The organism is Petrotoga sp. 9PW.55.5.1, assembly GCF_003265365.1.
In the GTDB taxonomy this organism is placed as follows: domain Bacteria; phylum Thermotogota; class Thermotogae; order Petrotogales; family Petrotogaceae; genus Petrotoga.
Genome location: NZ_AUPM01000029.1, coordinates 1 through 21590, shown reverse-complemented (window position 1 = coordinate 21590; position 21590 = coordinate 1). Strand labels below are relative to the sequence as shown.

The 21590-nt window shown below is 34.1% G+C and carries 31 protein-coding genes and 1 other RNA gene; 28 read left to right on the top strand and 4 right to left on the bottom strand.

All coding sequences use genetic code 11. The features are described from left to right. The first annotated feature begins 11 nt into the window (after positions 1 to 11). From rplV to rplQ, 25 genes are all read left to right on the top strand, one after another. Entirely contained in the window at positions 12 to 461 is a 450-nt protein-coding gene (gene rplV / locus PW5551_RS04085; protein ID WP_113074529.1) for a 50S ribosomal protein L22, read from the top strand. A 15-nt stretch (positions 462 to 476) separates the two neighbouring features. Then, a complete protein-coding gene (gene rpsC / locus PW5551_RS04080) occupies positions 477 to 1112 on the top strand; it encodes a 30S ribosomal protein S3 (RefSeq protein WP_113074528.1) in 636 nt (211 codons plus the stop codon). 42 nt (positions 1113 to 1154) lie between these two features. Then, positions 1155 to 1580: a 50S ribosomal protein L16 gene (gene rplP, locus PW5551_RS04075; RefSeq protein WP_113074527.1), complete on the top strand. Its 426-nt coding sequence runs from the start codon at positions 1155 to 1157 to the stop codon at positions 1578 to 1580. Then, positions 1580 to 1780 (top strand): 50S ribosomal protein L29, encoded by a 201-nt coding sequence (rpmC, locus tag PW5551_RS04070; RefSeq protein WP_113074526.1) that lies wholly within the window; start codon positions 1580 to 1582, stop codon positions 1778 to 1780. Before rplP ends, rpmC begins: the two co-directional genes overlap by 1 nt. A gap of 7 nt (positions 1781 to 1787) precedes the next feature. After that, complete coding sequence (gene rpsQ, locus PW5551_RS04065; protein ID WP_113074525.1) at positions 1788 to 2120, top strand: 30S ribosomal protein S17; 333 nt, start codon at positions 1788 to 1790, stop codon at positions 2118 to 2120. Then, complete coding sequence (gene rplN / locus PW5551_RS04060; protein ID WP_113074524.1) at positions 2101 to 2469, top strand: 50S ribosomal protein L14; 369 nt, start codon at positions 2101 to 2103, stop codon at positions 2467 to 2469. The genes rpsQ and rplN overlap by 20 nt, the downstream gene beginning before the upstream one ends. A 9-nt stretch (positions 2470 to 2478) precedes the next feature. Further along, complete coding sequence (gene rplX / locus PW5551_RS04055) at positions 2479 to 2799, top strand: 50S ribosomal protein L24 (protein ID WP_113074523.1); 321 nt, start codon at positions 2479 to 2481, stop codon at positions 2797 to 2799. A gap of 75 nt (positions 2800 to 2874) precedes the next feature. Then, complete coding sequence (gene rplE, locus PW5551_RS04050) at positions 2875 to 3432, top strand: 50S ribosomal protein L5 (protein WP_113074522.1); 558 nt, start codon at positions 2875 to 2877, stop codon at positions 3430 to 3432. A gap of 16 nt (positions 3433 to 3448) precedes the next feature. Next, entirely contained in the window at positions 3449 to 3634 is a 186-nt protein-coding gene (locus tag PW5551_RS04045; RefSeq protein WP_113074521.1) for a type Z 30S ribosomal protein S14, read from the top strand. A 14-nt stretch (positions 3635 to 3648) separates the two neighbouring features. Beyond that, positions 3649 to 4053 (top strand): 30S ribosomal protein S8, encoded by a 405-nt coding sequence (rpsH, locus tag PW5551_RS04040; protein ID WP_113074520.1) that lies wholly within the window; start codon positions 3649 to 3651, stop codon positions 4051 to 4053. A 12-nt stretch (positions 4054 to 4065) separates the two neighbouring features. Next, on the top strand, positions 4066 to 4626 hold the full coding sequence (gene rplF / locus PW5551_RS04035) for a 50S ribosomal protein L6 (RefSeq protein WP_113074519.1): 561 nt from the start codon (positions 4066 to 4068) through the stop codon (positions 4624 to 4626). Positions 4627 to 4673: 47 nt separating this feature from the next. Next, complete coding sequence (gene rplR, locus PW5551_RS04030) at positions 4674 to 5042, top strand: 50S ribosomal protein L18 (RefSeq protein WP_113074518.1); 369 nt, start codon at positions 4674 to 4676, stop codon at positions 5040 to 5042. Positions 5043 to 5058: 16 nt separating this feature from the next. Continuing rightward, positions 5059 to 5598: a 30S ribosomal protein S5 gene (rpsE, locus tag PW5551_RS04025; RefSeq protein ID WP_113074517.1), complete on the top strand. Its 540-nt coding sequence runs from the start codon at positions 5059 to 5061 to the stop codon at positions 5596 to 5598. Between the two features lie 4 nt (positions 5599 to 5602). Further along, a complete protein-coding gene (gene rpmD / locus PW5551_RS04020) occupies positions 5603 to 5797 on the top strand; it encodes a 50S ribosomal protein L30 (protein WP_233488430.1) in 195 nt (64 codons plus the stop codon). A 27-nt stretch (positions 5798 to 5824) separates the two neighbouring features. Beyond that, entirely contained in the window at positions 5825 to 6280 is a 456-nt protein-coding gene (gene rplO / locus PW5551_RS04015) for a 50S ribosomal protein L15 (protein WP_113074515.1), read from the top strand. Then, positions 6281 to 7561 (top strand): preprotein translocase subunit SecY, encoded by a 1281-nt coding sequence (gene secY / locus PW5551_RS04010; protein WP_113074514.1) that lies wholly within the window; start codon positions 6281 to 6283, stop codon positions 7559 to 7561. Between the two features lie 7 nt (positions 7562 to 7568). Then, a complete protein-coding gene (locus PW5551_RS04005; RefSeq protein WP_113074585.1) occupies positions 7569 to 8210 on the top strand; it encodes an adenylate kinase in 642 nt (213 codons plus the stop codon). A 2-nt stretch (positions 8211 to 8212) separates the two neighbouring features. Then, the gene (gene map, locus PW5551_RS04000; RefSeq protein WP_113074513.1) at positions 8213 to 8965 is read left to right on the top strand and encodes a type I methionyl aminopeptidase; all 753 of its coding nucleotides are present in this window, start codon (positions 8213 to 8215) and stop codon (positions 8963 to 8965) included. 33 nt (positions 8966 to 8998) lie between these two features. Further along, the gene (gene infA / locus PW5551_RS03995) at positions 8999 to 9232 is read left to right on the top strand and encodes a translation initiation factor IF-1 (RefSeq protein ID WP_113074512.1); all 234 of its coding nucleotides are present in this window, start codon (positions 8999 to 9001) and stop codon (positions 9230 to 9232) included. 13 nt (positions 9233 to 9245) lie between these two features. Continuing rightward, positions 9246 to 9362, top strand: coding sequence for a 50S ribosomal protein L36 (gene rpmJ / locus PW5551_RS03990; RefSeq protein ID WP_113074511.1), 117 nt, complete (start codon positions 9246 to 9248; stop codon positions 9360 to 9362). A gap of 67 nt (positions 9363 to 9429) precedes the next feature. Continuing rightward, positions 9430 to 9795, top strand: a complete 366-nt coding sequence (rpsM, locus tag PW5551_RS03985; protein WP_113074510.1) for a 30S ribosomal protein S13 — start codon at positions 9430 to 9432, stop codon at positions 9793 to 9795. Positions 9796 to 9877: 82 nt separating this feature from the next. Beyond that, on the top strand, positions 9878 to 10267 hold the full coding sequence (rpsK, locus tag PW5551_RS03980) for a 30S ribosomal protein S11 (RefSeq protein WP_113074509.1): 390 nt from the start codon (positions 9878 to 9880) through the stop codon (positions 10265 to 10267). Between the two features lie 15 nt (positions 10268 to 10282). Further along, the gene (gene rpsD / locus PW5551_RS03975; protein WP_113074508.1) at positions 10283 to 10918 is read left to right on the top strand and encodes a 30S ribosomal protein S4; all 636 of its coding nucleotides are present in this window, start codon (positions 10283 to 10285) and stop codon (positions 10916 to 10918) included. Positions 10919 to 11008: 90 nt separating this feature from the next. Further along, a complete protein-coding gene (locus tag PW5551_RS03970) occupies positions 11009 to 12073 on the top strand; it encodes a DNA-directed RNA polymerase subunit alpha (protein ID WP_113074507.1) in 1065 nt (354 codons plus the stop codon). After that, positions 12063 to 12449 carry a 50S ribosomal protein L17 gene (gene rplQ, locus PW5551_RS03965; RefSeq protein WP_113074506.1) on the top strand — a complete coding sequence of 129 codons (387 nt, stop codon included), beginning with the start codon at positions 12063 to 12065 and terminating at the stop codon, positions 12447 to 12449. The genes PW5551_RS03970 and rplQ overlap by 11 nt, the downstream gene beginning before the upstream one ends. Before the next feature lie 50 nt (positions 12450 to 12499). Here the strand turns inward: rplQ and rnpB are convergent. The 4 genes from rnpB to PW5551_RS03945 form a co-directional block, all read right to left on the bottom strand. After that, an RNA gene (gene rnpB / locus PW5551_RS03960) (RNase P RNA component class A) lies at positions 12500 to 12828 on the bottom strand. After that, positions 12828 to 13754, bottom strand: coding sequence for a TIGR01212 family radical SAM protein (locus PW5551_RS03955; protein WP_370445905.1), 927 nt, complete (start codon positions 13752 to 13754; stop codon positions 12828 to 12830). Before PW5551_RS03955 ends, rnpB begins: the two co-directional genes overlap by 1 nt. Beyond that, complete coding sequence (locus PW5551_RS03950) at positions 13748 to 14209, bottom strand: hypothetical protein (RefSeq protein ID WP_146738324.1); 462 nt, start codon at positions 14207 to 14209, stop codon at positions 13748 to 13750. Before PW5551_RS03950 ends, PW5551_RS03955 begins: the two co-directional genes overlap by 7 nt. Beyond that, a complete protein-coding gene (locus tag PW5551_RS03945) occupies positions 14148 to 15476 on the bottom strand; it encodes an amidohydrolase (RefSeq protein WP_113074503.1) in 1329 nt (442 codons plus the stop codon). The genes PW5551_RS03950 and PW5551_RS03945 overlap by 62 nt, the downstream gene beginning before the upstream one ends. Before the next feature lie 512 nt (positions 15477 to 15988). On the opposite strand from PW5551_RS03945, the gene PW5551_RS03940 reads away from it, so the two are divergent. The 3 genes from PW5551_RS03940 (at position 15989) to PW5551_RS03930 (ending at position 21158) form a co-directional block, all read left to right on the top strand. After that, on the top strand, positions 15989 to 17977 hold the full coding sequence (locus PW5551_RS03940; protein WP_113074502.1) for a hypothetical protein: 1989 nt from the start codon (positions 15989 to 15991) through the stop codon (positions 17975 to 17977). An 18-nt stretch (positions 17978 to 17995) separates the two neighbouring features. Further along, a complete protein-coding gene (locus tag PW5551_RS03935) occupies positions 17996 to 20470 on the top strand; it encodes a S8 family serine peptidase (protein ID WP_113074501.1) in 2475 nt (824 codons plus the stop codon). A gap of 103 nt (positions 20471 to 20573) precedes the next feature. Beyond that, on the top strand, positions 20574 to 21158 hold the full coding sequence (locus PW5551_RS03930; RefSeq protein WP_113074500.1) for a protease complex subunit PrcB family protein: 585 nt from the start codon (positions 20574 to 20576) through the stop codon (positions 21156 to 21158). Positions 21159 to 21590: the final 432 nt, after the last annotated feature.

Here is a 21590-nt window from a genome sequence, read left to right as displayed (position 1 = left end):
GAGGGTAGTTTATGGCTTCTAATAGTAAAGTTTCTAGAGTTCAAGAGGACGGTAGAAAAGTCAAAAGATCAGTTTATCATAGAATGAGAAAAGAAAAAGAAGCTGCCGAACCAAAAGTTGAAGCTAGAGCAGTAACAAAATATGTTAGAATATCTCCTAAGAAAATGAGATCTATGGCTAACGCCATAAGAAATAAAGATATAAGTGAAGCTCTTCAAATTTTAACTTTTAGCCCTAAAAAATCAGCAAGAATATTGTATAAAACCCTGATGTCTGCAATAGCTAACGCAGAAAATAATTTTGGTTTAAACCCAGAAAAATTATATGTTTCAGAAGTAATGATAAACGAAGGTCCAAGACTGAAAAGGTTGTGGCCCAGATCTCATGGAAGAGCAGATATATTACAAAAAAGAATGAGTCATGTTTATATAACCGTTAGGGATAAAAGTGCTGACAAATAAAGTGAGGTGAATTAGGTGGGGTCAAAAGTACATCCATATGGTTTCAGATTAGGAAACAACAAGAATTGGAAATCGGTATGGTTCAATGAGAGAAGTTACTATGAATACCTTCATGAAGATGAAAAAATCAGAGATCACATTAAATCAAAATACGGTGCATCAGGAATCTCCGAAATTCTAATAGAAAGACCAAGCGATTCTATGGTTAGAATTGATATTTATGCTGCTAGATTAGGGATCTTGATAGGCAGGAAAGGATCAGAAATAAGAAATATAAGAAACGAATTGGCCGAAATTGTCGGAGATAAAAGCGTTAAAGTATACGTTCAAGAGGTAAAAAATCCATATGTCGATGCTCAGCTAATAGCAGAAGATATCTCTGGTCAGCTACAAAGAAGAGTATCTCATAAGGTGGCAATGAAAAGAGCTATAAACAACGCTATGAGAAGAGGAGCAAAAGGTATAAAAATAATGGTTTCTGGAAGATTAGGCGGAGCAGAAATTGCAAGAACAGAATGGTATATGGAGGGAAGATTACCCTTACAAACATTAAGATCAAACATAGATTATTCTATGATACACTCTCAAACTAAATATGGAACTATTGGAATAAAAGTTTGGGTGTATCATGGCGATACTCCAATACAATAAAAATTGTGAGCATATACAGAGTAGAGAAGGAGGATATCCCAAATGTTGATGCCCAAAAGAGTAAAATATAGAAAACAACAAAGAGGAACTGTAAAAGGAATGACTAAGGGCGGCAGCTTGGTCCATTTCGGTGACTGGGGATTGAAAGCCATGGAAAGTTCATGGATAAGCGCTCAACAAATCGAAGCTTGCAGATTAACTATGGTTAGAACGCTTAAAAGAACCGGTAAGATATGGATCAATATATTCCCTGACAAACCGGTGACATCAAAAGGTATCGGTACTAGGCAAGGTAAAGGAAAAGGTGATGTCGAAGGATGGGTTGCAGTAGTAAAAAAAGGAAGAGTTATGTTTGAAATAAGTGGTGTTGATGAAGCAACTGCAAAAAGGGCATTAGAGTACGCTGCCTCCAAGTTACCGATAAGAACTAAAATAGTTCAAAGATACGATATAGGAGGGGAACTCTGATGAGAATATCAGAAATGAGAGAATTAACAGATGAAGAACTCAATAGAGAATTAGAGAATTTAAAAGAAAGATTATTCCAATTAAGGTTTCAACTTGAACTTGGACAATTAAAAAACTCATCTAGCATAAAAATGGTAAAAAAAGACATAGCTCGTATCAAAACTATCCTCAAAGAAAGGGAACTCGGAATAAGGAGGTAAAATTTCGATGTCTAAAAAGACAATAATAGGAAGAGTCGTCAGTGATAAGATGGACAAAACTATAACCGTTGAAACAGACAGAATGACAAAAGATCCGAAATACCATAAATTTGTTAAAAAGACAAGACGTTACCACGCTCATGACGAAAATAACGAATGCCGTATCGGAGATGTTGTAGAAATAGAAGAATCAAGAAAACTATCAAAAACGAAGGCGTTTGTTTTGAAAAGAATAATAAAGAAAAATATTTTATCGGAAGAAGATGAAACACCTGAATCAGTTGAAGAAGAAATAGAACAAGCTTTTGGAGGTGAGGTCGATGGTACAACTAGAGAGTAAAGTAAGAGTTGCCGATAACTCCGGAGCAAAAACCTTAAGAGTTATAAAGGTACTTGGAGGGTTTCATAACTCAAAAGGAACTATCGGAGATACTATAATATGTTCTGTAAGAGAGGCCATACCTCACACCGATATAAAGAAAGGGCAAATCGTTCAAGCAATCATTGTAAGAACTAGGAAAGAGGTAAAAAGGAAAGATGGAAGCTACATAAGATTCGATGATAATGCTGCTGTATTAATAGACAAGAACAAATTGCCAATTGGAACAAGGGTTTTTGGCCCCGTAGCTAGAGAAATAAGAGAAAAAGGATACTCCAAAATAGCATCTTTAGCTAAAGAAGTGTGGTGAGGTGAAAATATGAATAAAATAAAAAAAGATGATACGGTGGAAGTAATCTCTGGAAAAGACAAAGGGAAAAAAAGTAAAGTTTTAAGAGTAATCCTAAAAGAAAATAAAGTAGTAGTTGATAATATTAATGTTGTAAAAAAACATCAAAAACCAACACAGCAGATGAGAGAGGGAGGAATAATTGAGCAACCCAAACCAATAGATATTTCTAACGTAATGTTGATTTGCCCAAACTGTGATCAAAAAGCAAGGGTTGGTTTTAAATTTTTAGAAGACGGGAGCAAGGCAAGATATTGCAAAAAATGTGGAGAAGTAGTAGATAGATCTTAATTGATTGAAAATATTTTGTAGAAACAACCAATTCAGGTGTTTCCACTTGAAAGAAACGAAAAAGGAGGACTATCAATGGAAAATGTTCAATATATACCTCTTAAGGATAAATACAAAGAAGTTGTAATTCCTTCAATGATGAAAGAATTCAACTACAAAAATGAACTTCAAGTCCCAAAAATCGTAAAAATAGTTGTTAATATGGGAATAGGAGAAGGCACTAGGAATAAAGCAGTAGTAGAAAAACATGCTCAAGAGCTTACAAAAATAGTAGGACAAAAGGCTTTGATTACAAGAGCAAAAAGAAGTGTTGCCAACTTTAAAGTTAGAGAAGGCATGCCTATTGGTGTTAAAGTAACCTTAAGAGGCTGGAAAATGTATAACTTTTTGTATAAGTTAACTAATATTGTTTTACCAAAATTGAGAGATTTTAGAGGTCTATCAGCAAATGCCTTTGATGGTAGAGGAAATTATACATTCGGAATTCCCGAACAACTTATTTTCCCCGAAATTAGACCTGATGACATAAACCGAGTCCAAGGAATGGATATAACAATAGTAACTACAGCAAAAACTGATGAAGAAGCAAGAAAATTGTTGGAATACTTTGGTTTTCCACTACAAAAATTATAAACGGAGGTTGTGAGTAATGGCGAAAAAAGCTCTAATAGAAAAATCTAAAAGAACTCCAAAATACAAAACGCGAGCTTACTCCAGATGTAAGGTTTGTGGTAGGCCTAGAAGTGTATATAAAGAATTTGGACTATGTAGAATATGTTTCAGAGAAAAGGCTCTAGAAGGTAAACTTCCTGGAGTAAAGAAGGCTAGCTGGTAAGGAGGGAAAAATCAATGTGGAGCGATCCAATAGCAGATATGTTAACACGAATAAGGAACGCTAATTCGGTTTTCAAGGAAAGTGTTGAAGTACCTGCTTCCAACTTAAAAAAGGATATCCTTGAAATATTGAAAAAAGAAGGATTTATTAATGATTATAAATATATTGATGATGGCAAGCAAGGAATACTAAAAATTAATTTAAAATACAAAGGAACAAGAAGAGATAGAAAACAAGTTATGGAAGGAATAATAAGGGTTTCTAAAAGCGGAAGAAGGGTATATGTAAATACAAAGAATATACCGAAAGTAAAAGGCGGATTAGGAATAGCTATAATTTCTACCTCTATGGGTGTAATGACTGATAAAGAAGCTAGAGAGAAAAAAGTTGGTGGAGAAGTAATATGTTATGTATGGTGAGGAGGTGCACAAATGCCACAATCTAGAATAGCAGATAAACCAACAATTGTTCCTGAAGGTGTAGAAATAATTGTGGATGGAGAAAATGTAAAAGTAAAAGGGAAAAATGGTGAGTTATCTATAAAATTACCTGAAAATTTAGAAATAAAGCAAGAAAAAAATGAAATCCTAGTAGTAGGAAAAGAAGGGATAGTAAAAAGAAGTTCTGATAATAAGAGATTGAAAGCATTAAGAGGTACTTATACCTCTCATTTGAGGAACATGATTGAAGGAGTAACAAATGGTTACCAAAAGGAATTAGACGTTATTGGTGTAGGTTATAGAGCACAGTTGCAAGGTAAGAATTTAGTATTAAATATAGGTTATTCTCAGCCTGTTCAATTTCCAATACCTGAAGGAATAACTGTTGAAGTACCACAACCTACTAAAGTAATTGTTAAAGGAATAGATAAGTACCAAGTAGGTGAAACAGCAGCTAAGATAAGAAAGTTAAGAAAAGTAAATGTTTACAGTGGAAAAGGTATTAAATATGTAAATGAATTAGTACTACGCAAAGAAGGTAAAAAAGTTTAAGGTTTATTGAATTAAAGGAAAAATCAGATAAGGGAGGTTCACACAAATTGATAAAACCATTAGATAAGAAGACCCTTAGAAGAAAAAGGCACTTAAGAGTCAGAAAAAAAATAAAGGGTACCCCTGAAAGACCCAGAATGACAATATTTAAAAGTCAAAAACATATATATGTTCAACTTATTGATGATACACAAGGAGTTACTATAGCAGCAGCTTCTACAACAGAAAAAGAAATAAAAGAAAAATTAGAAAAAACATGGAATGAAAAAGCTGCCCAAGAAGTTGGGAAAAACATCGCACAAAAAGCAAAAGACAAAGGTATAACAAAAGTTGTTTTTGATAGAAGTGGTTATAAATACCACGGGAAAGTCAAAGCTCTTGCTGAGGCAGCAAGAGAAGCAGGCTTAGAGTTTTAGGAGGTGTTGGTGATATATGCCTAATGATAATGATAAAAAGGTAAAGGCTACCGATGCAGCAAATGAATTTGAAGAAAGAATCATCGAGATAAGAAGAGTAAGTAAAGTTACAAAAGGTGGAAAAACTATATCCTTTAGAGCTGTATCGGTTATAGGAGATAAAAACGGTAAAGTTGGATTAGGAATCGGGAATGCAAGAGAAGTACCTCAGGCCATTAGAAAATCTATACAAAATGCAAGAAAAAATTTAATCGAGGTTCCTGTTAAAAACAAAACAATACCTTATGAAACAACTGGTGAACAAGATGCTTCAATAGTATTGTTATTTCCAGCGGGTCCAGGAACAGGAGTTATCGCAAGTTCCCCTGTCAGAGCAGTTGTTGAATTGGCTGGGATTGATAACATACTTAGTAAATCCATAGGATCAAATAACGTTTTAAATCTAGCAAAAGCCACATACAATGGACTAAAGAATTTAAAATCTCCTCAAGAGATTGCTAAGTTAAGAGACATTACTGTTAAACAAGCATTTTATGGTGCGCATGAGGAGGTATGAGCTTATGTCGAATTTAAAGATAAAATTAATAAGAGGAAGAGCAGGAAAAAACAAAAGACAATTAGCTACTCTTGATGGATTAGGATTGACAAAAAAAGATAAAGAAGTAATTAAACCAGATAGTCCTCAAATTAGAGGAATGATAAGAAAAGTTGAACATCTGGTTGAGTGGGAAGAAATTGATTCTGAAAATCTGTGAAAAATCGTAAACAAGGAGGCTGCATAGATGCCACTTAAAATAGAAGATCTAAAACCGACTGAAGGATCTAGAAAAGCAAAAAAAAGAGTAGGAAGAGGAAGCGGATCCGGGCTAGGAAAAACTTCTGGAAAAGGACATAAAGGTCAAAAAGCAAGAGGTAGCGGAAAAATAAGTAAAATTTTTGAAGGCGGACAAACTAATATAATCAGAAGGACTCCAAAATACGGATTCACAAATAAACCTTTCAAGAAAGTTTATTCTATAGTTAATGTAGAAACTTTAGAAAAATACTTTTCTGAAAACGAAGAAATAACTCCTGAGATACTTTTAGAAAAGAAAATAATTAAAAAATTAAATGACGGTGTAAAAATACTAGGAAAAGGAGAAATCACAAAACCTCTTGTCGTTAAAGCCAACCTCTTTTCTCGAAGTGCTAAAGAGAAAATAGAAGCAGTTGGTGGAAAAACAGAGGTGATCCAATAGATGTTTAAAGCCTTTAAGAACATTTTTAGAATTCCCGAATTAAGAAGTAGAGTCATATTTACTTTTTTAGCGTTAATAGGTTTTAGAATAGGTATATACATACCGATTCCAGGGATAAATGTTCAAGCATGGCAAGCTGCCTTAGGTGGTGCTTCTGAAGGAGCGGTAGGAGGCTTTATTGGATTTTTTGATGTTTTTGCTGGGGGAGCGTTAAGTAATTTATCCATATTTGTTCTCTCGGTAACTCCGTATATTACGGCATCAATTATTTTTCAACTATTATCTTCCGTTATTCCAAGTTTAAAAGAAATGTTGAGAGAAGGAGAAAGCGGAAGAAAAAAGTTTGCTCATTATACTAGGATGTTAACACTAGTACTAGCTTTCGGTCAAGGTTTATTAATGTCAATGGCTGCTAGTAGTTACAGAGCACCAACTCTTTCTCCTGTTCTTTTTGTAACTTTAGCAACCGTCTCAATAGCGGCAGGAACGATGTTTTTATTGTGGATAGGAGAATTAATTACGGAAAAAGGAATTGGTAATGGGGTGTCTGTTTTAATCTTTGCAGGTATAGTCTCAAGATATCCTCAATACGCAGCAGAAGCCCTTATAGGGATGACTCCGCTCGAATGGATTTTGTTAGCGGCGATAGCGATATTTATTGTTATTGCGGTAGTTGCTGTCCAAACTTCTGAAAGAAGAATAAATATACAATATGCTAAAAGAGTTGTCGGAACAAAAGTTTATGGAGGTTCTTCAACATATTTACCAATAAAAGTCAATGGTGGAGGAGTAATTCCTATAATCTTTGCTTCTGCTATAATGACTTTACCAAGTATGATTGCTGGAGTTACTTCAGCAACTTGGGATGACAGATTATTTGCAATAGGATCGCCACTATACCTTGTGTTATATGGTTTGTTAGTTTTCTTCTTCACCTATTTTTACAGTTCCGTTGTTATGGATCCAAATGATGTAGCTGATAACATAAGAAGTTATGGAGGGTTCATACCTGGAATTAGGCCGGGAAAACCAACAGTTAATTACATTACCTCTGTAATGACAAGGGTTACTTTCATTGGAGCTATTTTTTTAGTAGTTATAGCTTTATCCCCTTATTTTATAAGAGGTGCTTCAGGAATGCAACAAATTTGGATAGGTGGTACTAGCACATTGATAGCTGTTGGTGTGGCGCTTGATATAGTACAACAAATTGAACAGCATATGATAGTAAGACAATATGAAGGATTTATGAGAAAAGGAAGGTTACGTGGAAGGAGATGAAAATAAATTGAAGCTTTTATTTTTCGGGCCTCCTGGTGCAGGTAAAGGAACTCAAGCTAAAATGGTTGCAGAAGAGTTCGATGTTGAACACATATCAACGGGAGATATATTAAGAGAAGCAGTTAGTAAAGGAACTGAATTAGGTAAAAAAGCAAAGGCTATTATGGATAGGGGAGATTTAGTCCCCGATGAGATAATGAATGGATTGGTAAAAGAAAAGTTAATTGAATTAGATTCTTTTATCTTAGACGGATATCCCAGAACTCTTGAACAAGCACTTTTTTTAGATAGAACACTAAAAGAGCTAAACAAAGAGATAGATGCAGCAGTACTCATCGATGTATCGGAAGAAGAAGTTGTTAAAAGAATTAGTAATAGAAGAGTATGCCCAAAATGTGGGAAAGTATATAACTTAATAACCCTCAAGCCAAAAGAAGACGAAAAATGCGATGTATGCGGCACAAAAATAGTACAAAGAGATGACGATAAAGAAGAAGTAGTTAGAGGGAGATACAAAGTTTATAAAGCAAACACCGAGCCCGTAATAGAATATTATAGAAAAAATAACAAAATTATTACAGTAAACGGGGCTCAGGATGTTGAAGAAGTTACAAAAGAATTGTTTAATATATTAAGGAGATTCAAATAATAATGATTATCATTAAAACCGACCAAGAAATTGAAATAATGAGACGGGCTGGAGAAAAGCTTGCCCGTCTTCTTGACGCTTTAATTCCAGAAATTATAAAAGAAGGCGTTAATGGGGAAACTGTAGAAAATTATGTTTTAAAGTATATGGAAAAAGAAGATGCTACCCCTACCTTCAAAGGATACAACGGTTACAAATATGCTATAAACTTCTCTGTTAATGAAGAAGTAGTTCATGGATTTCCTTTAAAAAACAAAGTATTAAAAAATGGGGACATAGTTTCCATAGACTGTGGATTAACATATAAAGGATATATTGCAGACTCTGCCCGCACATATATAATAGGTGAAGTTTCCCAACAAGAAAAAGAATTAGTAGAAGCTACAAAAAAATCTTTGTATTTGGGAATAAAAAAAGCCGTTCTTGGTAATAAAATTGGAGATATAGGGAATGCAATTCAAAACTATATTGAAGGAAAAGGTTTTTCAATTATTAGAGAGTATGTAGGGCATGGAGTTGGGAAAAGACTTCATGAAGATCCCCAAATCCCTAATTATGGAACAAGCGGTAGAGGTCCAAAACTAAGAAAAAACATGACAATTGCCATAGAACCAATGGTTGCAATGGGAAATTATGAAGTTGAATTATTGGAAGATGGATGGACCGCTGTAACATCTGATAAATCTAAAGCAGCACATTTTGAACACACCATAGCAATAACAGAAGAAGGGCCAATTATTCTTACTGAATTATAAAAAAATTAAATCCCTTAAAAAGGAGGGATTGAATTGCCGAAAAAGGATGTAGTTATTATGCAAGGTTACATCGAAGAAGCATTACCGAATACAACCTTTAAAGTTAAATTAGATAATGGACATGAAGTTATGGCACATATTTCTGGACGTATGAGAAAAAACTTTATTAAACTACTACCAGGAGATCGCGTTACGGTTGAAGTATCTGTATATGATTTAAACAAAGGAAGAATTGTGAAAAGGGAAAAAATACAGAAAAGTTCTTAAGGAGGAAGTAATTATGAAGGTTAGAGCTTCGGTTAAGAAAAGATGCGAACATTGTAAAATAGTAAAAAGAGGCGGAAGAGTTTGGGTTGTATGTTCAAAGAATCCCAAGCACAAACAAAGACAAGGGTAATTTACACACCGACCTTTCAAGCTTAAAATAGCATTAGTTCAAAAAATTAGTGTAAGGAGGAAATTTAATGGCGCGTATTTTGGGAGTTGAAGTACCAGATAATAAGGTTTTATTTGTGGGTTTGACATACATTTATGGAATTGGAAGAAAAACAGCCTTTGATATTTTAAACGCAGTTGAAATTGATCCCAATAAAAAAGCTAAAGATTTAACAGATGATGAAATATCAAGGCTTACTCATCATATAAATGAAAATTATAAGGTTGAAGGTGAATTAAGGCAAGAATTAAACAAAAACATCAGAAGATTAATAGACATAGGAAGCTATAGAGGAAGAAGGCACAAAGCCGGATTACCAGTAAGAGGGCAAAAAACACATTCAAATGCCAGAACAAGAAAAGGGCCAAGACTAACTAAAATCAGGAAAAAATAATTACAACAAATCAAAGTAGAAATGGTCAAAATAATCGTTTCACAAAAAACAACATACAATTTTTAAGGAGGCTTCAAAATAAATGGCAAAAAAAGGAGTTAAGCAAAGAAGCAAAAAAAAGAAAGCTGCTCCTGAAAAAGCGGCGGTACACATTCATTCAACCTTTAACAATACTATTGTTACCTTAACAGACTCAGAAGGCAGGCCGATAATTTGGTCAAGTGGAGGAAATGTAGGATTCAAAGGAACAAAAAAAGGAACTCCATTTGCTGCTCAGATGGCTTCTGATAAAGTTGCAAAGGAAGCTTTGAATATGGGAGTAAAAAAGGTAGAGGTATATGTTAAAGGCCCCGGCTCAGGAAGAGAATCAGCAATAAGATCATTGCAAGCTGCTGGCTTAAATGTTGAGAGTATTAAAGATGTAACTCCTATACCTCACAACGGTTGTAGACCAAAGAAGAAAAGATTTTAAGGAGGGAAAGAATTAATGGCCAGGTATATCGGTCCTCTAGATAAACTGTCTCGTAGAGAAGGAATTAACCTTTATTTAAAAGGTAAAAGAAGTTATACTGAGAAATCAGGTGTCAGAAAAAGAAATTATGCTCCAGGACAACACGGAAGGCAACAGCAAAAACAAACTCAATACGCCATGCAGTTAAGGTCTAAACAAGCTTTAAAAAGAATGTATGGATTGATGGAAAGACAATTCAGAAATACCTTTGAAGAAGCAGAAAGATCTCAAAGTGGAGAAACTGGAGAAGTTTTAATGCAATTGCTTGAAAGAAGATTAGATTCCGTGGTTTTTCAAATGGGGTTCGCACCTAACAGAAGAACTGCAAGACAGATGGTAACTCATGGGCACATATTGGTAAATGGTAAAAAAACAAACATTCCTTCTTTCAGAGTCAAGGTAGGGGATGTAATAGAAGTTAAAGAAAAAAGCAGAAACATTCAACAGGTAAGAGAAGGTCTTGAATTAGTACAAGAAGGGTACAGAAATCTTCCTGCTTGGGTTAGTGTGGACTTTGAAAATCTAAAAGGAACATTTGAAAGATTACCTAAGATTGATGAAATGGATGTTCCAGTTTCATTAACCAACATTATAGAGCTTTATTCCAAGTAAAAAGTATAAATTTTTAAAAATATCACCTCGCTCTAAAGGGGCAGGAAAGGAGGTGTACTCTGAATCCCTAATAAGGATTTCAGAGAATTTATGGATTTGTTAATTAAACCGGAAAAATTTAGAATAGTAGAAAAACAAGAACATAATGAGTACAATTACTCAAAATATGAACTATTTCCTTTGGAAAAAGGATACGCTATAACTATTGGTAATGCACTAAGAAGGGTTCTTTTATCCTCTATTCCTTCTTTAGCAATAACAGGTTTAAGAATACCTGGAAAATTGCATGAATATGACACCGTTGAAGGAATAAAAGAAGATATCATCGAAATAACATTGAATTTGAAAAAAGTTCAATTAAAAGCTGATGATATCGATAAATTGAGTGCGATAGACTATCCCATTTTATTGACATTAAAAAAGAAGTACAAAGCAGGGCAAGAGATTAAAAGTGGTGATATCAGAACACCTGCCGGAATAGAAGTATCTAACCCAGATCATGTTATAGCCCATCTTAACAAAGATATGGAAGTGGATTTTGAACTTTATGCACAAACAGGCAAAGGATTTATACCTGGACAAGAATTAAAGTTTCAAAGCGATATAGAATACATTTATATTGATGGGATATTCAGTCCAGTATTAAAAGTTAACTATTTAACTGAGAACATTCGTGTTGGAAGAAGGACTGACTATGATAAACTAATTCTTGAAATTTGGACTAAGAAGAATATTACTCCTACAGAAGCTTTAAGAGAAGCAACAAAGGTTTTAATGGAGCATTTTGACTTCATATCTAAACTTTGGGAAAGAGAAGGAAATTTAGAAACAATAGAGCAAATGGAAGTATCAATAGAAGAAGATATTGAAGAAGAGGAAGAAGCTGAAGAAAATATATTCGGACTGCCAAGAGATTTAGTGGAAACTCAAATTGATATATTAGATTTAACTAAAAGAGCTAAAAACTGTTTGAAAAGAGAAAGAATTGAGACAATAGGGGAATTGTTAAAAAGAAAACCCAATGATCTACTTAAAATCAAAAATTTCGGAAGTAAATCTTTAGAAGAAATAAAGAAAGAGTTAAAAGACAAATTTGATATAGACTATGAAAAGTTATACCAAGAAGAAAGGGGGAACACTTTCGATGAGGCATAGAGTTAAAACAAATAAGTTAAATAGGTACGCTTCTCATAGAAAGGCTTTACTAAACAATTTAGCCAGAAGTGTCTTTGAATCAGAAAGTATTATAACAACAACAGCTAAGGCAAAAGCAGTAAGGCCACTTGTGGAGAAAATTATCACGAAAGCAAAAGAAGCAAATGCGACAGACTCTCCTGACAGAAGGGTAGCCTTAAATAGAGATATAAATAAACATTTCAACGACAGAAAACTTGTATACAAAATAGTTCATGAAATTGCTCCAAGGTATGAAAACCGAAACGGTGGATACACAAGAATATTAAAAATCGGATACAGAAAAGGTGACGCCTCTGAATTATCTATCCTTCAACTATTACCAAAAGAAGAATAATAGAAAACAAATAACTTAAAAACAATCCCAAAAAATTTGGGATTGTTTTTTTATTAAGTAGGACTATAAGCCGGATTCTGTAGAGTTGATCATTAATCTAAGCGGTCTACCTGGAAGGCGGAGATAAACTCTCTCGGCGGGCAACCTTTGGCCTTCCTGCTTGACCTTGCTCAAGATGGAGGTTACCAAGCTACCAGATCACTCTGGTACTGGTGGGCTCTTACCCCACCGTTCCACCCTTGCCTTTCGGCGGTTTTCTTTTCTATGGCCCTTTTCAAGGATTGCTCCCTCTGGTAGTTAACCAGCATCCTGCCCTTAGAGTCCAGACTTTCCTCATAATAGACCAAGTATGTCTATCAGCGATCAACCGTCCTACTTTCAATTATTTAAATAATCAAAATATTTGCCTTGGAAAGTTCCTCTTTCTTTCATCCTGCCTTCAATCATATTTAAGATTTTGATCTTAGAAAATCCCCAGTTACCGTGTAAAGTTCCTTCTTTAGGGGGATCTGCAACCATCCTATGAATAACAATCTTTGGGTCTAAATACTCTAAAAAATTGATAGCTCTTTCGATAAAATCATCCAAAGATAATGGAGAAATTTCATTTTTCTTATACATCTCTGCTAGTTTAGTATTTTCAACTATGTATAAAGAATGAAGTTTTACCCCATCTATTTTCAACACTGAACTTATTTTAGCCATTTCTATAACATCCTCTATTGTATCGGTAGGAAAATCTATTATGTAATGTAAAATAACTTCTAAACCCGCTTTTTTCAATCTAATTACACTATCTATAACTTCTGCTAAAGAATGCCCTCTATTCATTAATTTTAAAGTATTAACGTTCGTGCTTTCTACTCCTAACTCAACATAAACATCAACTCTATCTCTAAAATTGTTTAACAGGTTAATAACAACATCTGGAACACAATCAGGACGAGTTGATACATCTAACCCAACGATTCTTGGATCTATCAAAGCACTTTCATACTTATTTTTCAATTCATCAATAGGGGCATAGGTATTAGTATTAGCTTGAAAATAAACCAAAAACTTATTTGCTTTTAATTGGTATCTTTCAATCATACCATTGACTTGATCTTTGATACTCACCTTTGGTTTAAAAGAAGAAAAACCACTTCCTGTAAGATCGCAATAAATACAGCCACCCTTTCCTTTCTCTCCTGTTTTATTAGGGCAACTAAACCCGGCATTTATTGGAAGTCTTTGTACTCTTTCACCATATCTATTTTTAAAATAATCGCTTAACCTATTGTATAAATCCAAAAAAATCACCATCTATTAAGTTTGATTTTTAAATCGTTAATAACCAAACTTCTAGGGCCATAAACTACAAAAAAAGTATTATTTAAGCCCCTAAACCATGCACTTAACTGCATTTTCATATATTCTGTATTAAATTCTCCATACACAAAAGGCACAGCAGAAAAAGCAGAATCTAAAGCACTAGAATAATCACTCACAAAAGAATACCAAAAATTTACCAATGTAAACGGATTTCTGAAATGTACAACATGAACCTCATATAGTTCGTTATCTTTTTTAAAAATAAGTTCTAAATGTTCCCCGTTTTCAGGAATGGTAGTATTTACAACGGTACCATTTCTTGTAACTATTCTACTAACTTCTTCATAACCAACGGGCATAAAATCAATATAATCTTCTATTGGGCTAGAAATCGCTATCGTTGGGATTATTAGAAGAAGAAATACTGTTATTAAACTTATCTTCAATCTCTTTGTAATAGAAGTGGAAATTTTCATATATTTTCTCCTTTTTTTGATTCAAATTTAAGAACTCACCATTATAATATAAAAAGTTACCAGCAACCATAGTGGCAAATACATTTCTAGGATTAGCTGAATATACAAGGTGAGACTTGATTCTTGAAAGATCAAAAGGATAAAACTCATAATTATCCAAATCAATAACAGTTAAATCTGCTTTGAATTCTGGTTCTAACCTTCCTAACCTTTCTTCCAAAGCGAAACCACCATTTTCCCATGCCATACGTAAAACTTGATCAACACTAAATTTATCTGGCCCATACCTCCATTTTTGTAAAACACTACCAAACTTCATCTCACTAAAAAAATTCAAAGAATTATTGCTGGCGCTTCCATCCGTTCCAAAGGTTACGTTAATATTCTTTTCAATCATATCAACAATAGGAGCCACCCCATTAGCTAATTTCATATTACTAATAGGGTTATATGCAACGTTTACTTCGTTCCTTGAAAGCACCTCTATATCTTTTAAATCAGATTGTACACAATGTGCAGCAATAGTTGGAACATCGAACAATCCACTTTTTTCTATATCAATTAAATTGTATTGTTTTTTTTCTTTTATCGATTCTAACAAATGAATTTGAACGTGTGTATCATATCTTTTAGCTAATTTTGCAACTTCTTTCAACTTATCAACAGGAACGGTATACGGAGCGTGAGGTCCAAAACCTATGTATATTCTATTATCTAAACCGTTATATTTTTCATAAGTTTGAATATTTTCTCTAAGTCTTCTTTCCCAACCTTCTTGGGTATCAAAAGATAACCCCCTTGAAATATATGCCCTAACTCCTAAATCATATGCTGCCTTTGCAATATCATCTGTAAACATATACATATCAACAAAAGTTGTTATCCCATTAGAAAGCATCTCTAAAATTGAGACCAAAGAGCCATAATAAGATAACTCATTATCCAAAAAGTTCTCCCTTGGAAGCATGTTGTTAAAAAGCCAATCATCAAAAGTCAAATCATCTGCTACACCTTTAAAATAAGACATAGGAGAATGTGTGTGTGTATTAATAAAACCAGGAACGATCAATTTCCCTGAAAGATCGTAAACTTCTAAATCTCTATCCTCAATAGGATAATCTGAATCTCTAGGAACAAGATCTGCTATCTCATCACCATCTATCAAAATATCAAGCTTTTCTACATCATCATCCGCACTAATCAAAATGTACCCATTTTTTAAAAGCTTATTAGGCATAAACACATCTCCTTCAACCATCTTATTTATATTATACTATAAAACCTAAAAATCTTCTTAAATTCTCATTCATTTTAATTCCCCTCTTGAGAGGGGTGGATGCGACGTTCTTTGTCGCAGCCGGGGTGTGGCTGCAGCCGGGGTAGTCGGTTCTATTCCCCTTCTGTGAAGGGGAATAAAAACCAACAGACCTCTCAAGAGGTGAATTAAAGTTTTATTCCACTTTTATGAAGTGAATTTGCAACACTTCAAACTCAAAAATTCATTAAATGTTACAAAGAAAATTTAAAAAAAGTATAATAATTGATTTAATTTATGGTATAATATCTATTGTATGAATTATGTTGTGATTATAAAACTTTGCAATTAACTATTATGAATTTAGATTAAAAAGAAATCTTACTATTTCCTAATAAAATATAAAGGGGGTGAAAATCTTTAAAAATTTGAAAGAATGTTTTTTGGAGGTTTTACAAGATATCTTAAACAACTAAACGGGGGTGATTATTGCTATGAAGAAGTATTTTTATTTGGTTGTTGTGTTGATTGTTTTATTAACGTTTTCTGCGTGTGTACCTACGTTGAATAATCCACCGAACAAACCTTCGAATCCTTATCCTGCAGATGGAGCATCAAATGTTCCATTAGATGTAACTTTAAGGTGGGAAGCAAGTGATCCTGATGGAGATACCCTAAAATTTGATTTATATTTTGGTGACGATAGTAATCCTCCTCTTTTAGAATCCAATTTAACGACGAAATCCTACCAACCTTTGTCACTTGAATATGGGAAAACATATTATTGGAAAGTTGTGGCAAAAGATCCAGACGGTGAAACTGCTACCAGCGATCTTTGGAGTTTTACAACCTCTGCTCCCTCTGCTCTTGAACAAGAACGCGCTTTTATTGTAATTGAATACAATACAGGGTCTGCAGTTGAAGGGGCAAACGTGGTTGTCAAATCAGGTGATGATATATTGGCTCAAGGCGTAACAGACAAAAAAGGACAAGTAATCTTTAACCTTAGTGGTTTTCCTGAAAAGATAGACGTAGAATTGAAAAAACAAGGATACGCTTTAAGTAAAATAGAAGGTTTAAAAACCGAATACCTCGCCGAGAATGTAAAAGAAGTTCAATTAAGAGCTACTGGATTATATACAGACCCTGATTCTCAAACTTTCCCTGAAGTTACTCTCAGCTTTTTTGATTTGCAAGGTAACGAGTTAGATATCACCAACATTACAGGAAATTTCACGTTAAGAGTTGATGTTGAAACGGATAATCATCCGAGTATTATTTACGCTAAAATAGGAAGTGTTCCAGGTTCAAGCTTTTTTGGAGATCGATATATTGCTTCAGACACGCCAACAGCCACATTCACTAATATGGATGTATCCACCTTTTCTGGAGAAGTTCCTTTATATGTTGTATTTTATGATTACAATGACAATAGAGTAGAGAAAATAGAATATATTACGATAAATAGAGAAGTTGAAGAAGTAGAGGAAAGTCTTTTTGTTCCAGTAAGTCCTGTTTATTTAGGTTATGTTGGAATAGTATCTTATACAAGAAACCAAGGAGTAGAATTTTATAATAACGATAAACTTTTAAAAATAGTTTCTGATAAGTTTGATTTTAATGGTGCTAATAACTTACCACAGGATTTTGAACCATTAAAAAATTTTGGTACAGGGATAGAAGCTGCACCACAAGGAACTAACTTATGGGTAGAAATAAGCTGGTTTGATTATGATACATTGGATTACTACGGACTTGTTGGGCCAAATGTCGTACGTCCTGATGGCTATAACGTTTATAGATCTTTTGATGGAGTTAATTATAGAAAAATAGCTACTGTAGCATCTGGTTATTATAGAGATCCATCAGCACAAAATGAAGTTGGGAGAGAAGTATGGTATGCTGTGAGTTCTTATAGAGGTAATCAAGAAAGCGAACTTGTTGAATTGGGTTCAGTAGTTCCTCTTGATAGTTTCAATGTGAATTTAAAGTCACCAGCAGATAGAGAAACAAACGTTTCAAGACAACCAACCTTTGTTTGGGAACCTACAAAAGAGTTAACTTCTCCCGAATCTGTTGTTGAGTATTACTATACAATATGGATATACGATTTAGTGCAAAGTGAAAATTATATATTTCCAGGTATTTTAGAAGGTACAACTGTTTATATGTATGACTTTGCGACAGTAGGAGCACAAGAAATTTCTGTGACTTTCAAAGGAAATGAAGGAAGCCCTGAATATGAAGACTTAAGCTGGTTCTTATACTTTCCTCCGTATAGTTATCCTTATAAATATGAAGAAGATAATAAATTGGAGCCTGGTAAAACCTATGATTGGGGAGTAGATTATGCATACGCTGTGTCTTATGATTCAGATAGTGTGGCATATTCCATAGCAATAGATTACGGTTGGGGCATAGATCCTCTTGGTGGAGTAATGCCTGAAATGCACAACGAATTTACTACTACTACAGGCAATTAAGAAAGGGGGTAAGATGAAATGAAAAAGAGATTTTCAATAATAGTTGTTTTGGTTGTTTCTTTGGTTTTTATAATTTCAGGTTGTATGAATTTAAACGTGCCTTCTAATGATGGATTTAATGATAATTCAACAAATTCTAACTTATCACGTTACAATTCATATATTCCCACATTTATAGAACTTCAAGGTCGCGAATATAACGATAATGAATTAGTAGTTGGATATGAAGAAGGAAAAGAAGAAGCATTGGACGAATTACTTAGTAAACTCAAAGGAGTAGAAATTAAAGAAAAGATACCCGAACTTAATGCGGTTTTGATTGAATTAGATACCAAGGTTATGGATGTAAATAAAGCTTTTGAAATTCTTAAAAATAAGAAAGTAGACGGAATAAGATATATTGAACCAAATTTTACAGATAGAGAAATACCAGTTATTAAATCTGGAAAAGATAACGTTATAAATAAAAATAACATTATAAATAAACAATTTAGTTCTAATATTTTAGTAGTAGATGAAATAGAAGCAGACCCATTTTTAGAATATCAATATGCTTTAGAATTATTAGACGCTGAAACTGCATGGGATACTGCTACAGGGGAAGGTGTAATAGTTGGTTTATTAGACACTGGTACAGATGGAACTCATCCTGATTTACAAGGCCAATTAGTAGATGGATATGATCCTGTTTCGAAAAGTGTACTTTATGCTAATGAAGACTCCGATTCACAAGGTCACGGTACACACACAGCTGGAATAATAGCTGCTAAAAGAAATAATGGTGAAGGAATATCAGGATTAGCACCAGATGCTAAGATTATGCCTATAAGAATATTCATTCCAGGGTATATAGGTGACTTTGCAGTCGCTGACGGAATAGTATGGGCTGTAGATCACGGAGCAGACGTCTTATCAAACAGTTGGGGCGGCGGTGGCTATTCCAACATACTAAAAGATGCATTTGATTACGCTCTTATGAATAACGTAGTGGTTGTTGCTTCCTCTGGTAATGATACTACCGATCAATTCTGGCATTATCCCTCAGCATATACTGGAGTTATAGGAGTTGCTGCAAGTGACGCAAGAGATGAAATCACCAGCTTCTCTTCAAGAGGAGAATATGTATCAGTTGCTGCTCCAGGTGACAATGTAATTTCTACTATTCCAAAAAGTTTAGCCGAAGTTGAAGGCGTAGAAGAACAGCCTTATGCTTATTGGGCAGGTACTTCTATGGCATGTCCATACGTGTCTGCATTAGCTGCTTTATTGAAAGAAGAATATCCAGATGCCAATGTTTACCAAATAAAAAGGATGATAGAAGAGGGAGCAGAAGATATAGATAAACCTGGATACGATACTGCTGCTGGCTATGGAAGGATAAACGCTGCAAATTCTCTTGATCTTGATCCAAATGACTATGAAGTTGGAGCGTTACGGGTTGTAGCAAAAGGTGCATTAAGTGAAGATTTTTATTTGTCAGGAGTTAATGTTACTATAGAACATAAAGAAACAGGTAAAAGATATTACGGAAAGACCAACAATTATGGTTATGAATTATTTGTCGGTATTGAGCCCGGAGAATACGATATTATAATTGGAGGACCAGAATATCTATATGCATATGCACCAAATTACAGAATGAAAGAAGAATTGGGTTATCAAGATGTAGTTACTGTTGAATCAGTTGAATACGAACCTGTTAATCTTTTGTCTGAGGCAACAGTAACGACTTACACTCAAGAATTTGAAACGACTAAATTCGAAGCAACTTTAAGTACAGACTTACCATTTTCTGGTACTCTTAATGTATTCTTATTAGATCAAGATTTTTATGTTGTGGAAGCTTTTGATATGAAAAGTTATCAGACAATGATAATGAATTTATTACCTTATATAGAAGAAAGTGGTTATTATTATTTGGTTTATTATTATGATGGAGAACTTCCTGAAGCAGATACAATAGCAAAAGAAGATTTCGAAGATGGTGATTTAGAACATGATTTCTTTAACTGGGTAACTGGCGGAGATAAAGAACCTGTTATAGAAACAATTGATGAAGCTACAGTTTTAAGATTTGGTGATATAGACGATAATGAGCAAAGTTGGATAGAAACTTCATTTACTCTTGAAACTGTTGCTTCATTGTCGTTTAAGGTTAAAGTTTCTTCTGAGGCAAATTGGGATTTCTTTAAACTATACATTGATGGGGCGGAAATATTAAGTTTAAGTGGAGAACAAGATTGGATGACTTATAATTTTGTGTTGGATCATGGCCCTCATACCGTAAGGTTTGCTTATGAAAAAGATTTTATCTGGAGCTCTGGTGAAGATACTGCCTGGCTCGATGACATAGTATTAGCAAAGCCGTTTGGCATAAGTGGGGAGATAACAATAAATAACGAGAATGTCCCTGTTTATAGAGTAATAAGTGGACCAGGAATGGGTTTCTTAGACGAATATGGAGGAGTAGGAGTTCCTTGGACAATATTTTAAATCATTATTTTAAATAAAAATTGGGGCCGAAAGGTCCCAATTTTTATTGAATAAATAATATCTTATCAAAATATTATAATCTTAGAATGAGGAGGTAATTAGAATGTCAACAACTCAAGTGATTTTAATAATTGCTATATCGGCATTGGCAATTGGATCATTATTTTTTTTCATTTCACCAAATACACAAAATGAAATAATTCCTGAAAGTGAACAACTTCAAGAACAGGTGCAGGAGGATATACAAAAGCCAGAACAACTGCAAACCTCTAAAGAAAATTACAACTTTGAAGAAGGAGAACCTATGATAAATTATAAAATTGTAGACTGTTATTTTAAATCTCAAATACCAGATATGGTAATAAAACAAAATAACAAAATAGTTACTAAAATAGAAGAAGTGCCATTTGTAGTTTGTATAAGTGCAGGAGAAAAAAGAACGGGAGGATACTCTCTAAATTTAGAAAGTATAAAACATGATAATGCAAACAACAAAATATTGATAAAGTTGTTCTTAAAAACACCAGAAAAAGGAGAAATGGTAACACAGGCATTCACATACCCATCAATAGGCATAGAAATCAACGAAATTTTAAAGGAAGGAGATTGGGAAATAATCGTAAAAATTGAACAAAAGAATAGCCAACCCATTATATTAACAGAAAAATTCAGTTTTTTAAAACTTTGAATTACCGTTCTATAGTCTCTTTGATCATTACTATTTAGCGGTTGAAATAATGAAATTTGTTTCACAAAAAGGTTCTATTCCCCTTCGCCCTTCTGTGAAGGGGTAAATGTAATAGAAATTCCCCTCTTGAGAGGGGTGGATGCGACGTTCTTTGTCGCAGCCGGGGTGTGGCTGCAGACGGGGTAGTTGGTTCAATTCCCCTTCTGTGAAGGGGTGGATGCAGCGTTTTATGCTGCAGCCGGGGTAGTCATTTTAATTCCCCTTCCTCGAAGGGGTGGATGCAGCNTTNTATGCTGCAGACGGGGTAGTCACTCTTTAATTTGCTTTTAGCAAATTGAAAATCCAATTCAAAAGCAACTACCCCGTCTGTGACAGTAACCGTCACAGCCACCCCTTCAAAAAGGGGAATTTAAGCTAATTTAAGATATCTTC